Source organism: Amycolatopsis sp. cmx-4-83 (assembly GCF_046548815.1).
Classification (GTDB): Bacteria; Actinomycetota; Actinomycetes; order Mycobacteriales; family Pseudonocardiaceae; genus Amycolatopsis; species Amycolatopsis pretoriensis_A.
This window is the reverse complement of the sequence record NZ_JAEBEF010000001.1, coordinates 462,754-477,866: the sequence shown is the minus strand read 5'-3', so window position 1 is coordinate 477,866 and position 15,113 is coordinate 462,754. Positions and strand designations below refer to the sequence as shown.

Below are 15,113 nucleotides of genomic sequence, written 5' to 3'. Positions count from 1 at the left end.
GCGGTCGGGCGTGTCGGCCCGCGTCACGGTCTGACGACCGGTAACTTCCCGGAGGGATTTCCGTCGGAACCCCGACCTGCCGAAGCCGGTGACCGGGTGCCTGAGCACCCCGCCCATGCCGCACGGCACGCGGAGCGGCCCGACGCATGCCGGGCACGGTCTCCAAAGATACCCGCCCGGATCCGGACGGAGCGCGGCGGGGGGTCTGAAGGTCGGCGAACGTTCAGCCTACCTCTCGGCACCGCCCGGCCGGGGGATGTTCCGGAGTCCGGTCACCCCGGTGCGGCGGCCGCACTTCCCGGCTCGCGCTTCTCCCGCCGACAGTGTTCTCAACGCGGGTGACCCCCGGGATGTTCCAGGGGCCGCGCGGACAGGCGCTCCCCCTCCCGCGGCGCTCCGGTCCCGGCAAGACGCGGGCGCCGGCGGTCGTGCCGCTCCCGGTTCCCGGCGATGCACGGGCAGCAGGGCCGCACGTCAGCCGCGGCCGGGCCGCGAACCGCCCCCCTCGGCGGTCGCTGCCCGGACCACTCCGCGACCGGAGCCCGGAGCTCGCCCTTCGTCCGGCGACGTGAACGACCCGTTCACGTCGCCGGACGAGGTGAACGAGTCGTTCACGGCACCGCGGGCGGCTCGGTCCGGGCGCGCGGTGCGTCAGTCTTCGTCGGGCTTCGCGTGGTCCGGCTTGCCCGGGTTCGGGTCCCGCGAGAGGTCGATCAGCGGGTGCACCCCCGCCCCCTCGGGTGCCGCGTGGCTCCCGGTCGACTTCGGCTCCTCGTCGGGCCGGCCGGCCCCTTCGGTGCTGGTCATCACACACTCCTAGCGTTCATCCCTGCTTCCCCTTGCGGCCGGAAACCTACCCATTACCCGACCGGGTGACGCAGTGGGATCGGATCGGCCGTTCCGTGCGTCACACCGCCACCGAAGGGCCACGATGAGTGGACAGGCGATCGGAGGGACGAGGGCATGGCGGCCGAGTTCGACCGACTGGTGACCGAGTTCGAGCGGTTCCAGTCGAGCATCCGGGACGTCGACGACCGGTTCGCCGGTCTCGGCGCGATGCAGCAGGAGCTGTCGGAACTCCAGGCGAGCGCGTCGTCGCCGGACGGCGGGGTGACCGTCGTCACCGGGCCGGGTGGTGCGGTCCTGGACGTCAAGTTCACCGACGCCGCGCTGGCGAAGGGGCCGCAGGCGCTGTCCGCGGCCCTGATGACGACGCTGCGGGAAGCCGTCGGCGAAGCGGCCCGGCGGCAGGCGGTGCTCGTCCAGGAGCACCTCGGCGACGAGCTCGGCCTGGTCGACCAGGTCCTGGAGACGCAGGCCGAGGCGTTCGGAACCACCGTCGAAGAAATGCGGTCGAAGCTGGCGGAAGGGACGCCGTCGCGGGAGCGGCCGTCCGCACCGGAGGACTTCTCCGAGGAGCGGGTGCTGCGCCAGGCCGGCGACGCCCCGCCGCCACCGGCACCGCCGGCGAGCGGAGGGACCGCGGGCGAGTCGTTCCTGCGGAACCTGTTCGACGAGGAGGACTGATGCCCGACGGGACCGGCGGCTACCAGGTCGAGGTCGACGCGCTGCACAAGTACGTCGGCGTGCTCGGCCAGTACAAGGACCAGGGCGCGAAGTTCACCGAGAAGGTCGGGCAGTCCGACGTCGGCGACAAGTCGTGGGGCGTGGTCGGCCTGTTCACCAAGCACGGGTACGACGAGACGCTGCGGGAGCTGCGCGACCTGCTGGCCTCGATGGCCGAGGGCCTGACCTCGGCGCAGGGCAAGTTCACCGACGCGGCGAACGTCTACCAGGGCACCGAAGACGACCACAAGGCCTTCTTCGGGCAGGTCGAGGTCCTGCTCGACGGCCCGAAGAAGCCCTGAGGGGGGCCACGACGATGGCGGAGTTCCAGGACGTCGCGAGCGGCGTCAGCGTGAAGAGCGACGACCCGGGCACCGTGCTGGGGGTGAACGTCGACAACGCGGTCAAGGCGACGCCGTTCGTGGGCGGTGCCGTGACCGCCGGCAAGGACGTCGTCTCCGTGTACCAGGCGGTCACCGCGCCCCACCCCGACGGTGTCGACATCGCGCTCGGGGTGGCCTCGATCGCGACCGACACGACGTCGTTCATCCAGTCCAGCGCGAGCACCGTCACCGACATCGCCACCGACCCGCTCGGCTGGCTCGTCGGGCAGGGGCTGAACTTCCTGATCAGCGCGGTCCAGCCGATCCAGGACGCGATCCACTTCGTCAGCGGCGACGGGCCCGCGCTGGCCACCGCGGCCGGCAACTTCGGCGCCATCGCCACCGGGCTGGACGAGCTGGCGAAGAACTTCGCCGCGGTCGCCGACACGTCGCTGGCGGGTTGGAAGGGCGACGCCGGCGACGCGGCGCGAAGGTCGCTCGGCGAGTTCGCCCACGGCATCGGCGGCGTCTCCGCGAAGTCCGGCGACATGGCGCAGATGCTGCAGCTGAGCAGCATGCTGATGAGCTTCGTCGAGGACCTGATCAAGGCGATCCTCACCGAGCTGGTCACCTGGCTGATCATGATCTGGATCCCGGCGCTCGCGGCCGCGGTGCCCACCTGCGGGGCGTCGGTGGCCACCGCGGGCACGGCGTCGGAGGTCAAGCTCGGCACGACCGCCGCGAAGACGACGAAGAAGGTCTCGAAGGTCCGCGAGCTGCTGCAGAAGATCCTCGAGTGGCTGCAGAAGATGAAGGCCAAGCTGGCCGCCACGAAGCTGGGCAAGGTGTTCGCCGACGGCAAGACCGCGGAGAAGCTCGCGGAGATCGCCGAAGGCAACGCGGGCAAGAGCATGGTCGACAAGCTCAAGGGCGCCGAAGGCATGATCGGCAAGCGGGCCGGCGAGAACGCGCTGTCCGAGATCGCGAAGAAGGGCGGCGAAGCCGCGGCCAAGGGCGTCTTCGGGTTCAACCCGGCCAACCCCGGTGACAACCCGGCCAAGACGCTGAACGACCACCTCGGCAAGCTCAACAGCCACGTCAAGAGCGCCAAGAAGGCGAGCGACCACGGCGAGACCGGCCGGACCCAATCCGACGACGAGACGCGCGAGGACCTGGACTTCTGATGGCAGGAGTGGTGGCGGTCGTCCTGATCGTGGCGGTGTTCGCGGTGGTGGCGGCCCTCTGGTGGCGGTCGCGCACGAAGTTCGTCGAGAGCCGCAAGGAGCACTGGTTCAAGGCCTTCGCGGCCGAGCGCGGCGGCACCTTCGACAGCGGCGTCCCCAGCGACGCGCGGGCGGTCCCGACCTTCGGCGTGCGCCACCCGAGCGGCCGGCCGCTGGCCGGGAGCACCCACACGAAGTGGGTCGAGTTCCGCCACCGCGACCGGCCGGTGATCGCCGTCGACGCCCAGGAGCCGTACCGGCACTTCGACGATCACACGTACTTCCGCGACATCCACGTCACGCAGGTGCGGGTCCCGGTCTCCCCCGAGCTGCGGATCACCGGGGGGAAGGGCCTGTCGGTGCCGTCGGACCCGCGGCTCGAGGGCGAGCTGACCCGGTGGCTGGCCGCGAACCCGCGTTTCGCCGGGCGGGACGTCGTCGTCGAACACGGCTCGGCGCGGACCTGGGGCCAGGGCTGCGCGACCCGGGCGAACATCGTGGCCGAGGCCGACTACCTCGGCGAACTGGCGGACGCGCTGCCCGCCGTGCTGTGGAGCGTCAGCGGCGACGCGTCGTGAGGTGCGTCAGGCCCGCCGACAGCGCGAACACCAGGCCCAGCCCCACGACGTAAGGGCCGGCCAGCAGGGCGAACCCGGCGCCGATGTTGGCGTCGGGCTGGTCGGACGTCGCCCGGAAACCGATCGCGCCGACCGAAAGCAGGATCGCCCCCACGGTGATCAGGAGGACGGCCACCACCGTGAGGCGCTTCGTGACAGTCGTCATGTCCCCATGGTGCCGGGGTACGGGCCAATTCGCTGGACAGCGTCCCCAGGATGGGTACGTGAACTGGACGATCACCCGGACCGACGTGGCCCACCCGGACGCCGTCGCGATCATGCGCGAGTACATGGACGAAGTCGCTTCGCGCTACTACGGCCGCCCGATCACCGAAGCCGAGCTCACGCACTACGTCGCCGAGGAGCCCGGCACCGATCTGGTGCCGCCCGCCGGGGCGTTCTTCGTCGGCAGGCGCGACGGCGAAGTCGCGGGGTGCGCCGGGACGCGCGTCGTCGAGCCCGGGATCTCCGAGCTGACGAAGGTCTTCATCAAGCCCGCCCACCGCGGCACCGGCGGCGGCCCCGCGCTGGTGGCGGCCGCCGAGGAGGCCGCGCGCGGGTTCGGCTCGGCGCTCATGCGCCTGGACACCCGCCACGACCTCGTCGAAGCCCGCGCGCTCTACGCGAAGATCGGCTACGACGAGGTCGAGCCCTTCAACGACGGGCAGTTCGCCGAGCACTGGTTCGCGAAGGCGCTCAGCTGACGCAGGCAGCGACCTCGCCGGGCGCCGACTTCTGCGTCTTGACCACCCGGCCGCCGACCGAGACGCGGCATTCGACCACGCCGCTCCCCTGCCCGAGCAGCTGGATCGACCCAGGCGCCGCCCAGGAGAACTCTTTGCGCCACGGCAGGGGAACCGCGAGCTCCTGGTGGACCAGGCCGAGGCCGTTCGAGTCGTAGACGACCGTCGCCGTGCCGGTGCCGGTCAGCTCGTAGGTCACTTGGTGGCCCGACAGCGCCGGCGGGGTCGAGGTGTACGTCGCCGTCGCCATGATCGTGCGCGGCGGCACTGACGACAGCGACGGCTCCCCCACCACGGCGACCGCTGGAGCCGGTGGGGACGAGCCGTCGTCGCCGAGGACGAAGATGCCCGCGGTCACCGCCGCGATGGCGATCACCGCGATGCCGAGCCTGCCGATCAGCTGCCGGTTCATGGGGACTCCCCAGGGAAAGAGGGCGACCCCTCCGGCAAGAGGGGCCGCCGTCGGGTCAGAAGGAGGGCAGGAGCTTGCCCGGCACACCGTTGATCGACTGGATGAGGCCGAGCACCGGGACGCCGAGCGGGGCGAACGTCCAGATGTTGTTCAGGCCGCTGGTGTCCGGCTCGTCGACCACGACGACACCGGGGGCGTCGGCCGCGAGCGCCGGACCGGCCGCGGTGAACAGGGCGGCACCGGCGAGGACGGCGGCACCGGCCGCGCGAGCGAGGGTCTTCTTCACGGGTTCTCTGCCTTTCAGGAAACAGCGGTGATCAGGTCGAAGACGGGCGCGAGCAGGTCGACCGGCTGGCCGAGCGGCCCGAGCACGCTGCCCAGGTCGACGCCGGGCACGAGCCAGACGGAACCGTCGGTCGGGTCGGCACTGGCGACCCCCGCGGCCAGGCCCGTGAACGCCGTCGCCGCGACGAGCGGCAGCAGCACGCGGGCAGCAAGACGCTTCATATTTTTCCTTTCCTACCAAGGGATTTCAGCGGAGAACCGACGTGATCGGCACGATGGTTCCGTCGGGGACCCACTGGCCCGCGTAGTCGCGGTCCATCACCATTCCGGTGGCGTGGGGTTCGGTGGGGTACATCGGCATGGCGTTGACCTGGGCGGCGGCGAAGATCTGGACGTCGCCCGCGGCGGCACCGCCGGCGCCGAGCCAGTTCCGGAAGCCGCCGAGGGTCGGGCTTTCGCCGCCGAAGCGGTTGCCGACCGCCACGGCGTACCCGACCGCGGTCGCCTCCCGCGGGTCGAACCGCAGCGGCAGCGACGCGCTCGCGACGGCGTTGACGATCGGCCCGTTCAGCAGCCACGGCGCCAGGTACAGCCCGTACTGGTGGGTGGGTTCGAGGCGTTGCAGCTCGGCGGCCCGCGTCATCGCCGTGTAGCCGGCGGCCCAGCCGGAGACGACGACCAGCGCGGTGTCGGGCCCGGCATCCGGCCGCACGGCGAGTCCGGTGCGCGCCGAGGTTTCGCGCACCAGCTTCGCGGCCGCGATCCCCCGCGGGGAGTCGTCCTCGACCAGGGTGAGCGCGGACGGCTTGCGCCCGGCGAGGAACTCGACCAGCTTGACCAGCGCTCCCCCGTCCGCCGGCGTCAGCGCGTCGGCCGGGCAGGCACCCAGCACGTCGGCGCGGCCGGCGACCAGGCCGCCGAGCGCGGCCGACGCGCACTCCGGCGCGTCCGCGTCGGTGATCGCCGGGCCGGGCGCGGTCCCGGTGTCGACCTCGACGACCGTCGTCGTGCCGCCGTGGCGGATCTCCAGGTCGCTGCGGCCGGGCGGCAAGTCGACGTCGGCCCACGTGCCCTCGGCGCCGGGCCGCGCGACGGCCTTCGTGACCAGCCCACCAGCCCCCACGGACAGGTCGTTTCCCGCGCTCGGCGGGAAGTGGACGACGTTGCGCCCCGGCCGCTGCGGGCTGACCAGCACCGGGAACCCGGCGTCGTCGGCGAGCAGCGGCACGCCCGGCACGGGCAGCGGCGGGGGTGCCGGGATCGCGCCGAGCGCGCTCCAGGCGAGGAACCCGAGCGCGACCGCCGCCGCGCCGAAGCGGTAAGCGCGGCCTTTGAAGACCCCGGCGAGCACGCTCACCACGACCGGCAGCACCACGACGGCGACCACCGCGAGCCCGAAGAGCGTGCTGTAGAGCCGCCGGTCGAAGCCGAGGCCGGACAGCCCGAACCGGACCGCGCCGGCCAGGACGAGCAGGCCGCCGAGGGTGAGCGCGAGGGGCCCGGGCCGGACGGCCGCCGTCGTCACCGGCCCGAGCAGCGCGAAGCCGAACCACACGGCCGCCGCGGCGACGAACACCGTGTCGATCGCGAACTCGACGCCGGTGCCGCCGAGCGAGGTCTCCAGCACGACGAGCACCAGCAGCGCGGCCGACGTCCAGCGAGTGGCCCGCGGGAAGACCGGCACCGCCACCGCGAGCACGACGTGGATCGCCAGCGCGACCACGTTGACGTCGACGGCGAAGGCCGACACCACGGCGAGCAGCGCCGAGACCCCGCCGAGGACGTAGAGCGTGTGCCGCGGCCGCTGCCCCGGCGCCCGCAGCAGGCCGCCGCCGGCGAGGAACGCCGTGGCCAGCAACAGGGCCAGCCGCAGCACCAGCGCCAGTACGTCCACAGTGGACGAACCCGACGGCGCAGTGTGGTCGTGTTCCATCAAGACTCCTCGGTGCGAGTTGTCGCGAGTGGTTAGGGCGGTCAGAACCGCCCTAACCACTCACGACCGCGTTACCTGATGTCGGCGTCCGCGACCACGAACAGCTCGGAGTGCGGCTTGGCGTTGCCGAAGTCCCCGTGCGGCCACGACTTGCGGTTGAAGTTGATGCCGACCTGCCCGGTGAACTCGTCCCGGAAGTTCGGGTCGACCGCGACCTTCCCGTCCGGCCCGAGGTTCAGCAGGTTGACCTTGTGGTCACCGTCCAAACCGGACCGTGCGACGAAGTAGTTCGACACCGCGAGGTGCTGCGGCGACGTGGTTTCGCGGTAGAAGCCGTCGCTGCCGAGCGCCCAGTTGTCGTAGGCGCCCCAGTGCGGGCCCGCCCCCGGCGTACCGGGGTTGATCGGGGCCGCGCCGACGACGGTCGGCAGGTCGCCGCCCCCGCCCTGCTGCGCCTTCGCCTTGGTGTCGACCCGGCCCTGGATGTCCTCGATCCGGTCACCGGCGTCGACCAGCTTCTGGATGTCGAGGACGTAGACGCCGCCGGTGGTGCCGGGGTCGTCGGCCGAGAGGGTGCCCTTCTGCCGCCCGACGATCGCGCGGTAGAGGTACTTGTCGTCCGGGCTCGTCTGGATCCAGCCGCCGTTGGAGCTGGCGCCGTTGGAGTCGTTGGTGGCGTAGATGGACTTGTTCGCGGCGCCGTCGTCGAACACCTCGATCCAGTGCGGCTCGGCCGCGGTGATGTCCGGCGTGTAGAACACCGCGCCGCCCTGCATGGTCTGGGCGAACGCGCCCTTGTGACCCGGCAGGTTGGTCACGGTGGTCTCCATGACCGCGCGGCTCTCGGCGTGCAGCGGGTCGGCCGGATCGGCGCGCGGCCCGTCGGCCAGGTACGACACCGACTTCAGCTTCGGGTGGTTGCGGTCGGAGATGTCCCACGTCCGCACGGTCGGCCGCCGCAGGTACGGCGACGGCTGCTTCACCGGGTCGAGGATGATGTTGCGCGGCTCGGCGTAGTCGGACGTGACGAGCGTGTTCAGGTCCTCGCGGGCCTGGATACCGTGCGGGTTGGCGCAGGTCGGCTTGCCCAGCTGCGGCAGGTTGTCGCAGAGCTTCTGGTTGTCGCCCTGCGGGGTCGCGGCCGGCGACTCGGAAAGCACTTCGGCGTTCTTCCCGAAGTGGACGACTTCGCCGGGGCTGCCCGCGAAGCCGTTGCCGACCTGCGTGGAGCCGTCGGCGTAGGAGTGCGGGCCGGGCACGACCGGGCCGCCCATGTACGTGCCGTACGCGGTGCCGTCCTTGAGCACCCAGTAGGCGTCCGGAACGCTGCCGCCGAGGGTGTTCGTCGGCAGGCTGACGCCCTTGAGCTTCAGCTGCGGCAACGCGCTGACGTCGAAGGCGTACGTCGCGGCGGCGAACAGCGCGCCGGCGTAGACGGTGTCGCCCCGGTGCCACACGTACTGCATGTGGTGCGGCTCGTTCTCGACGAGCGGCCCGACGGTGGCGGTGTTGACGACCTTGCCGTAGGTCGGCGAACCCTGCGTCGCGTCGATCACGGCGAGGAAGTCCGGGCCGGGCAAGGCGTTCTTGAGCTTGGTGAGCCCGCCGCCGAGCGTGCCCGGCAGGTTCTTGACGTCCTTGACGAGCGTGTCGGCGATGTTCTCGTCACCGGCCCAGACGAGCAGCCACTTCTTGGGCGTGCCACCCGCCGAGCGCGCTTGGGCGGCGAGGTCCTTGGTGACCAGGTGGTTCTGCACCCAGTACTGCTTGCCGTCGGCCGCCGTCTTGGCGTCGGTGACGGTCTGGACATCGGCGTAGGCGCCGGTGGCCGAGCCGGTGTAGGTGACCGCGCCGGCCGCGAGAGCGAGCGCGGCGGCGCCGGTCACCACCTTTCGCCATCGCCCAGGACGCAACGGAGTTGATCGCATGGTTCTCCCAGTTCTTTCTCACGGACGAAAACCGTTGGGACACAACGGAAAGCTGACGTCAGCAGACCTGGACGGGATGTTCGCGCCAAGCGGGCGAAGCGTCCAGCCGTGATCAAAGAATGAGAACCGACCCAATCGGGTGAATCTCCCACGAAGTGGGCCGAGTTGACAGGCGTCGCTACACCGAACGGGTGAGCGGGAAGTCTAGGCCAACCGGGTGCGTCACAGTTGGTCACAACGGCGCAGCCCCGGCGCCTGAACGCCGGGGCTGTGAGTTATGGATTCGTTATGAAAAGCCGGGAACTCCGGTCAGAGTTTGGCGCCGCAGTCCGAGCAGAACAGCGCTCCCGGCTTGTTGGTCTCGCTGCCGCAGCCGCCGCAGCCGACCTTCAGGGCCAGGGAAGTGCCGCAGGAGGAACAGAACTTGCCGCCGTCGGCCTTCAGGCCGCAGCCGGGGCACGAAACCTTGGCGCGGGTGTCGAGGTCGAGGCCGGACGTCCAGTCCTTCTCGCGGGCCTTGTCCCAGATCTGGTCGCGCTGGGCCGACGCCTGGGCGCGCGAGATCTCCTCCGCGACGCTCGGCGAGCAGCGCAGGCACTGGCCGATCTCCTCGTTCCAGCACTGGTCCTGGCACATCCAGTCGCCGCAGCCGCGGCACTGGCGGAAGCTCGGGGTGATCTCCTTGACCGCCGCGGCCAGCGCGCGGTCCTTCGCCGGGGAGTTGGTCGCGCGGTCGTAGCGCCACTGGTCGGCCGAGTTGCTCAAGTCCCGCAGCGTGCCGCCGAAGAACGAGCCGACCGTGCGAAGCACGCTTCGCCCGGTTTCCATGTTGTCGCGCTGGAAGGCGGAACGGAAACCGTTGCCGCAGCGTTCACAGCGGAACTCGAACTGGTACCCCTGCGTGTTCGAGAGGTCCGAGAAGTTGTCCGTGAAGGGCACAGAGTCAGCCACGGCCCATCTTCGCCAGCCGGCCGCGCCGCCGGGGACGAGAGATTTGCCGACAACGACGCGGCTACCAGCCGTTACGGATCCCGAAGTGCTGCCCGAAAGGCGGCTGAATGTCCGGCATCGGAGGTGCTAAAGGAGAGGGATGCCGATCTTCCGGGCGCTCGCCGCCGTCACCCTCGCCGCCGCCACGGCCCTCGCCGTCCCCACCGCGGCGCAGGCCACGTCCCCCGGCTTCGTCGCGCTCTCCGACGTCGCCCCCTCGATCCTGCAGGACATCCGCTACGCGACACCGCACAACTTCGTCGGCCGGCGCGTCGACGGCTACCTCGCCCCGAGCTGCCTCCTGACCCGCCAGGCCGCCGACGGGCTGCGGAAGGCCCAGCAGCGGCTGCGGAAGCGGGGCTACACGCTGAAGGTCTACGACTGCTACCGCCCGCAGCGCGCGGTCGACCACTTCGTGCGGTGGGCGAAGGACCTCGCGGACGAGAAGATGAAGGCCGAGTTCTACCCGGACGTCGCGAAGGACCGGCTGTTCGCCGAGGGGTACATCGCGGAGAAGTCCGGGCACAGCCGCGGCAGCACGATGGACCTGACGCTCGTCCGGCTCCCGCCGCGGTTCCAGCGGCCGTACGTCCCGGGCGAGCGGCTCGAGCCGTGCTTCGCCCCGCGGGACCAGCGCTTCCCGGACAACACGGTCGACATGGGCACCGGTTACGACTGCTTCGACCCGTTGGCGCACACGGACAACCCGGCGATCACCGGGGTCGCACGGGAGAACCGCGACCTGCTCCGGAGCACGATGGCCGCGGTGGGATTCCGGAACCTGCCCGAGGAGTGGTGGCACTTCACGCTGAACGACGAGCCGTTCCCGGACACGTACTTCGACTTCCCGGTGACCCGCCACGCCCCGTGCTGACCCCGGAGGCCCCGATCCGCCGGAGGCCTCCGATTCCGTCGGGCCGCGTTCCGCCGCCGGCCGGCGCCGGGCACCAGAGCGCCGCCGAGCACCAAGGCGATCAGTGCCGGCGCGCCGAGCCCGAGTGCCTCGGCGCCCGTGCAGGCGGCAGGAGTACAGCCGAAGTGCCCCTTCACGTCGGTGGTCAGCTCACCGGTGACCGGGCAGTGCCGGCCGGAAACGAGGACGACCTCGACCCCGGTGACCCGGGAACGGGAAAGGCCCCCGCCGGAAACCCGGCGAGGGCCTTTCCCGTGACTCAGCTTCAGCGGAAGTCGCGGCCGAAGTCGTAGTCGTCCAGCGGGACCGCGGCACCGGTGCCCGTACCGAACACGTCCGGGGTGTAGTAGCCGTCGTCGTAGGACGGGATCGCGTACGCCGCGACCCGGGCCTCTTCCGTCGGCTGCACCTGGATGTTGCGGTACTTGTTGATGCCCGTACCGGCCGGGATCAGCTTACCGATGATCACGTTCTCCTTGAGGCCCACGAGCCGGTCCGAGCGGCCGTTGATGGCCGCGTCGGTCAGGACGCGCGTGGTCTCCTGGAACGACGCCGCCGACAGCCACGAGTCCGTGGTGAGCGACGCCTTCGTGATGCCCATCAGCACCGGACGGCCCGAAGCCGGCTCGCCGCCCTCGGCGACCGCGGCCCGGTTCGTCGCCTCGAACTTGGTCCGCTCGGGCAGCTCGCCCGGGAGGAAGTCCGTGGCACCGGAGTCGATGATCGTCACGCGGCGCAGCATCTGCCGCACGATGACCTCGATGTGCTTGTCGTGGATCGACACACCCTGCGCCCGGTACACCTTCTGGACCTCGTCCGTCAGGTGCATCTGCGCCTCGCGCGGCCCCATGACCCGCAGGACCTCGTGCGGGTCCGGCGTGCCCTCGAGCAGCTGCTGGCCGACGTTGACGTGGTCGCCGTCGCCCAGCGGGCCGTTCGGGGTGTTCGCGAGCCGCTGACGCTTGGACAGCTTGTCGAAGACGATCTCTTCGCCGCCGTCGTCCGGGATCAGCGTGATCTTCCAGAACCGCTCGCTCTCTTCGATGCGCACGCGGCCATCGACGTCGGCGATCGGCGCCTTGCCCTTCGGGACACGAGCTTCGAAGAGCTCCTGCACACGGGGCAGACCGGTCGTGATGTCGTCACCGGCGACACCACCCTGGTGGAACGTACGCATCGTCAGCTGCGTACCCGGCTCACCGATCGACTGGGCCGCGACGATACCCACGGCCTCGCCGACGTCGACGAGCAGACCGGTCGCCATCGAGCGGCCGTAGCAGGTCGCGCAGATGCCGACGACCGACTCGCAGGTCAGCACCGAGCGGACCTTGACCTTCGAGATGCCGCTGGAGAGCAGCTTGTCGATGGCCGGGTCGCCGATGTCGTCGCCGGCGTTCAGCACGACGTTGCCCTTGGCGTCCACCGCGTCCGTCGCGAGGTTCCGCGCGTACACGGAGGTCTCGACGTGCTGGTCGCGCAGGACCTTGCCGTCGCCGATGTCCTCGCCGATCGGCATCATGATGCCGCGGGTGGTGCCGCAGTCGGTCTCGCGGACGATGACGTCCTGCGAGACGTCCACCAGACGCCGGGTCAGGTAACCCGAGTCGGCGGTCCGCAGCGCCGTGTCCGCCAGGCCCTTCCGGGCACCGTGCGTCGCGATGAAGTACTCCGCCACCGACAGGCCTTCACGGAAGTTGGCCTTGATCGGACGCGGGATGTACTCACCCTTCGGGTTCGACACCAGGCCACGCATGCCGGCCAGCGACCGGACCTGCGTCATGTTGCCCGCCGCGCCCGACTTCACGATCACCGCGATCGGGTTGTCGTCCGGCAGCGCCGTCTCCATGATCTTGTGGACCTCTTCGGTGGCCTGCGTCCACACCTTGACGAGCTCGTTGTTGCGCTCGGTGTGCGACAGCTGACCACGCTGGTAGCGCTTCTCCACCTGGGAGGCCTTGCCCTCGTACTCGTCGAGGATGGCGGCCTTGCCCACCGGGGTGAGCACGTCCGAGATGGCGATGGTGACGCCCGACCGGGTCGCCCAGTAGAAACCGGCGTCCTTCAGCCGGTCCAGGGTCTGCGCGACCTGGGTCATCGAGTACCGCTCGGCGAGGTCGTTCACGATCGCGGCCTGACGCTTCTTCGGCATCGGCTCGTTGATGAACGGGTAGTCCGCCGGCAGCAGCTCGTTGAACAGCACGCGACCCAGGGTCGTCTCGGCCAGCCACGCCTTGCCCGGCTCCCAGCCCTTCTCCGCGAGCGCCGCTTCGTCGGCCTTCGCCGGCTGACGGTCGGTGATGCGGATCTTGACCGGGGCGTGCAGGCCCAGTGCCTTGCGGTCGAAGGCCATGATGGCCTCGGCCGTCGACGAGTACGCGTTGCCCGCGCCCTCGGCCTGCTCGTTGAGGCGGGTCAGGTGGAACAGGCCCGTCACCATGTCCAGTCGCGGCATGGCGAGCGGACGGCCCGACGCCGGCGAGAGGATGTTGTTCGCCGACAGCATCAGGATCCGGGCCTCGGCCTGCGCCTCGGCCGACAGCGGCAGGTGCACCGCCATCTGGTCACCGTCGAAGTCCGCGTTGAACGCTTCGCAGACCAGCGGGTGCAGCTGGATGGCCTTGCCCTCGACCAGCTGCGGCTCGAAGGCCTGGATGCCGAGGCGGTGCAGCGTCGGCGCGCGGTTCAGCATCACCGGGTGGCCGGTGATGACCTCTTCCAGCACGTCCCACACCTGCGGCCGCGAGCGCTCCACCATCCGCTTGGCGGACTTGATGTTCTGCGCGTGGTTCAGGTCGACCAGCCGCTTCATGACGAACGGCTTGAACAGCTCGAGCGCCATGTCCTTCGGCAGACCGCACTGGTGCAGCTTCAGCTGCGGGCCGACGATGATGACCGAACGGCCCGAGTAGTCGACGCGCTTGCCGAGCAGGTTCTGGCGGAACCGGCCCTGCTTGCCCTTGAGGAGGTCGGACAGCGACTTCAGCGGCCGGTTGCCCGGGCCGGTGACCGGACGCCCGCGGCGGCCGTTGTCGAACAGCGCGTCGACGGCCTCCTGCAGCATCCGCTTCTCGTTGTTGACGATGATCTCGGGCGCGCCGAGGTCGATCAGCCGCTTGAGGCGGTTGTTGCGGTTGATCACGCGGCGGTACAGGTCGTTCAGGTCGGAGGTCGCGAAGCGGCCACCGTCCAGCTGCACCATCGGACGCAGGTCCGGCGGGATCACCGGGACGGCGTCGAGCACCATGCCGCGCGGGTCGTTGCCGGTCGCCTGGAACGCGGCGACGACCTTGAGCCGCTTCAGCGCGCGGAGCTTCTTCTGCCCCTTGCCGTTGCGGATGGTGTCGCGCAGGTTGTCGGCTTCCGCGGCGACGTCGAACTCGGTGGCCAGCTTCTGGATGGCCTCCGCGCCCATGCCGCCGGTGAAGTACTCGCCGTAGCGGTCGACGAGCTCGCGGTAGAGCAGCTCGTCGGCGATCAGCTGGCGGGTGTCGAGCTTCGTGAAGGTCGTCCAGACCTCCTCGAGGCGGTCCAGCTCGCGACCGGCGCGGTCACGCAGCTGGCGCATCTCGCGCTCGCCGCCTTCCTTGACCTTGCGGCGGACGTCGGACTTGGCGCCCTCCGCCTCCAGCTCGGCCAGGTCGGCTTCCAGCTTCTGCGCGCGGGCTTCGATGTCCGCGTCGCGCTTGGTCTCGAGGTTCTTGCGCTCGACGCCGATCTCGTTCTCGAGGGTCGGCAGGTCGTTGTGGCGCAGCTCCGTGTTCACGCCCGTGATGACGTAAGCAGCGAAGTAGATGATCTTCTCGAGGTCCTTCGGCGCCAGGTCCAGCAGGTAGCCCAGGCGGGAGGGAACACCCTTGAAGTACCAGATGTGGGTGACCGGGGCGGCCAGCTCGATGTGGCCCATCCGCTCGCGGCGCACCTTGGCGCGGGTCACCTCGACACCGCAGCGCTCACAGATGATGCCCTTGAAGCGGACGCGCTTGTACTTGCCGCAGTAGCACTCCCAGTCCCGGGTCGGACCGAAGATCTTCTCGCAGAAGAGGCCGTCCTTTTCGGGCTTGAGCGTCCGGTAGTTGATGGTCTCCGGCTTCTTGACCTCGCCGAAGGACCACTGACGGATGTCGTCAGCAGTGGCGAGACCAATGCGGAGCTCATCGAAGAAGTTGACGTCCAGCACGTC

At 70.4% G+C, this 15,113-nt stretch carries 15 protein-coding genes; 6 read left to right on the top strand and 9 right to left on the bottom strand.

Features of this window, described 5'->3' with window-relative positions:
- Nucleotides 1–651: 651 nt before the first annotated feature.
- Nucleotides 652–807 (bottom strand): hypothetical protein, encoded by a 156-nt coding sequence (locus tag ACLJQM_RS02455; RefSeq protein ID WP_086857727.1) that lies wholly within the window; start codon nucleotides 805–807, stop codon nucleotides 652–654.
- Between the two features lie 156 nt (nucleotides 808–963).
- On the opposite strand from ACLJQM_RS02455, the gene ACLJQM_RS02450 reads away from it, so the two are divergent.
- The 4 genes from ACLJQM_RS02450 to ACLJQM_RS02435 are packed head-to-tail and all read left to right on the top strand — an operon-like array spanning nucleotide 964 to nucleotide 3,690.
- Nucleotides 964–1,527 (top strand): YbaB/EbfC family nucleoid-associated protein, encoded by a 564-nt coding sequence (locus ACLJQM_RS02450; RefSeq protein WP_360768207.1) that lies wholly within the window; start codon nucleotides 964–966, stop codon nucleotides 1,525–1,527.
- On the top strand, nucleotides 1,527–1,868 hold the full coding sequence (locus tag ACLJQM_RS02445) for a hypothetical protein (protein ID WP_247015101.1): 342 nt from the start codon (nucleotides 1,527–1,529) through the stop codon (nucleotides 1,866–1,868). Before ACLJQM_RS02450 ends, ACLJQM_RS02445 begins: the two co-directional genes overlap by 1 nt.
- Nucleotides 1,869–1,882: 14 nt before the next feature.
- Nucleotides 1,883–3,073, top strand: a complete 1,191-nt coding sequence (locus tag ACLJQM_RS02440) for a WXG100 family type VII secretion target (protein ID WP_410630016.1) — start codon at nucleotides 1,883–1,885, stop codon at nucleotides 3,071–3,073.
- Complete coding sequence (locus tag ACLJQM_RS02435) at nucleotides 3,073–3,690, top strand: hypothetical protein (RefSeq protein WP_360768200.1); 618 nt, start codon at nucleotides 3,073–3,075, stop codon at nucleotides 3,688–3,690. The genes ACLJQM_RS02440 and ACLJQM_RS02435 overlap by 1 nt, the downstream gene beginning before the upstream one ends.
- Here the strand turns inward: ACLJQM_RS02435 and ACLJQM_RS02430 are convergent.
- The gene (locus ACLJQM_RS02430) at nucleotides 3,671–3,895 is read right to left on the bottom strand and encodes a hypothetical protein (RefSeq protein WP_247015107.1); all 225 of its coding nucleotides are present in this window, start codon (nucleotides 3,893–3,895) and stop codon (nucleotides 3,671–3,673) included. The two genes, ACLJQM_RS02435 and ACLJQM_RS02430, sit on opposite strands and share 20 nt — an antisense overlap.
- 58 nt (nucleotides 3,896–3,953) lie before the next feature.
- Here ACLJQM_RS02430 and ACLJQM_RS02425 point away from each other — a divergent pair, with 58 nt between their 5' ends.
- Nucleotides 3,954–4,433 (top strand): GNAT family N-acetyltransferase, encoded by a 480-nt coding sequence (locus ACLJQM_RS02425; RefSeq protein ID WP_410630013.1) that lies wholly within the window; start codon nucleotides 3,954–3,956, stop codon nucleotides 4,431–4,433.
- Here the strand turns inward: ACLJQM_RS02425 and ACLJQM_RS02420 are convergent.
- The 6 genes from ACLJQM_RS02420 to ACLJQM_RS02395 all read right to left on the bottom strand — a co-directional run bounded on the left by ACLJQM_RS02420 (nucleotide 4,426) and on the right by ACLJQM_RS02395 (nucleotide 9,981).
- Entirely contained in the window at nucleotides 4,426–4,884 is a 459-nt protein-coding gene (locus ACLJQM_RS02420; protein WP_360768194.1) for a hypothetical protein, read from the bottom strand. The genes ACLJQM_RS02425 and ACLJQM_RS02420 overlap by 8 nt on opposite strands.
- Before the next feature lie 55 nt (nucleotides 4,885–4,939).
- Nucleotides 4,940–5,170: a hypothetical protein gene (locus tag ACLJQM_RS02415; RefSeq protein WP_360768192.1), complete on the bottom strand. Its 231-nt coding sequence runs from the start codon at nucleotides 5,168–5,170 to the stop codon at nucleotides 4,940–4,942.
- Between the two features lie 14 nt (nucleotides 5,171–5,184).
- Nucleotides 5,185–5,391 (bottom strand): hypothetical protein, encoded by a 207-nt coding sequence (locus ACLJQM_RS02410; protein WP_360768190.1) that lies wholly within the window; start codon nucleotides 5,389–5,391, stop codon nucleotides 5,185–5,187.
- A gap of 25 nt (nucleotides 5,392–5,416) precedes the next feature.
- Nucleotides 5,417–7,102 (bottom strand): hypothetical protein, encoded by a 1,686-nt coding sequence (locus ACLJQM_RS02405; protein WP_410630010.1) that lies wholly within the window; start codon nucleotides 7,100–7,102, stop codon nucleotides 5,417–5,419.
- A gap of 71 nt (nucleotides 7,103–7,173) precedes the next feature.
- Nucleotides 7,174–9,030: a hypothetical protein gene (locus ACLJQM_RS02400; RefSeq protein ID WP_360768184.1), complete on the bottom strand. Its 1,857-nt coding sequence runs from the start codon at nucleotides 9,028–9,030 to the stop codon at nucleotides 7,174–7,176.
- Nucleotides 9,031–9,339: 309 nt separating this feature from the next.
- A complete protein-coding gene (locus ACLJQM_RS02395) occupies nucleotides 9,340–9,981 on the bottom strand; it encodes a zinc ribbon domain-containing protein (protein WP_360768181.1) in 642 nt (213 codons plus the stop codon).
- 139 nt (nucleotides 9,982–10,120) lie between these two features.
- Here ACLJQM_RS02395 and ACLJQM_RS02390 point away from each other — a divergent pair, with 139 nt between their 5' ends.
- A complete protein-coding gene (locus ACLJQM_RS02390) occupies nucleotides 10,121–10,894 on the top strand; it encodes a M15 family metallopeptidase (protein ID WP_410630008.1) in 774 nt (257 codons plus the stop codon).
- A 304-nt stretch (nucleotides 10,895–11,198) separates the two neighbouring features.
- Here ACLJQM_RS02390 and ACLJQM_RS02385 read toward each other — a convergent pair whose 3' ends face one another.
- Entirely contained in the window at nucleotides 11,199–15,110 is a 3,912-nt protein-coding gene (locus ACLJQM_RS02385; protein ID WP_360768176.1) for a DNA-directed RNA polymerase subunit beta', read from the bottom strand.
- Nucleotides 15,111–15,113 lie beyond the last annotated feature (3 nt).

Coding starts and splice junctions, on each gene's coding strand:
- ACLJQM_RS02455 (WP_086857727.1), bottom strand. CDS start 807: ATGACCAGCACCGAAGGGGCCGGCCGGCCCGACGAGGAGCCGAAGTCG.
- ACLJQM_RS02450 (WP_360768207.1), top strand. CDS start 964: ATGGCGGCCGAGTTCGACCGACTGGTGACCGAGTTCGAGCGGTTCCAG.
- ACLJQM_RS02445 (WP_247015101.1), top strand. CDS start 1,527: ATGCCCGACGGGACCGGCGGCTACCAGGTCGAGGTCGACGCGCTGCAC.
- ACLJQM_RS02440 (WP_410630016.1), top strand. CDS start 1,883: ATGGCGGAGTTCCAGGACGTCGCGAGCGGCGTCAGCGTGAAGAGCGAC.
- ACLJQM_RS02435 (WP_360768200.1), top strand. CDS start 3,073: ATGGCAGGAGTGGTGGCGGTCGTCCTGATCGTGGCGGTGTTCGCGGTG.
- ACLJQM_RS02430 (WP_247015107.1), bottom strand. CDS start 3,895: ATGACGACTGTCACGAAGCGCCTCACGGTGGTGGCCGTCCTCCTGATC.
- ACLJQM_RS02420 (WP_360768194.1), bottom strand. CDS start 4,884: ATGAACCGGCAGCTGATCGGCAGGCTCGGCATCGCGGTGATCGCCATC.
- ACLJQM_RS02410 (WP_360768190.1), bottom strand. CDS start 5,391: ATGAAGCGTCTTGCTGCCCGCGTGCTGCTGCCGCTCGTCGCGGCGACG.
- ACLJQM_RS02405 (WP_410630010.1), bottom strand. CDS start 7,102: ATGGAACACGACCACACTGCGCCGTCGGGTTCGTCCACTGTGGACGTA.
- ACLJQM_RS02400 (WP_360768184.1), bottom strand. CDS start 9,030: ATGCGATCAACTCCGTTGCGTCCTGGGCGATGGCGAAAGGTGGTGACC.
- ACLJQM_RS02390 (WP_410630008.1), top strand. CDS start 10,121: ATGCCGATCTTCCGGGCGCTCGCCGCCGTCACCCTCGCCGCCGCCACG.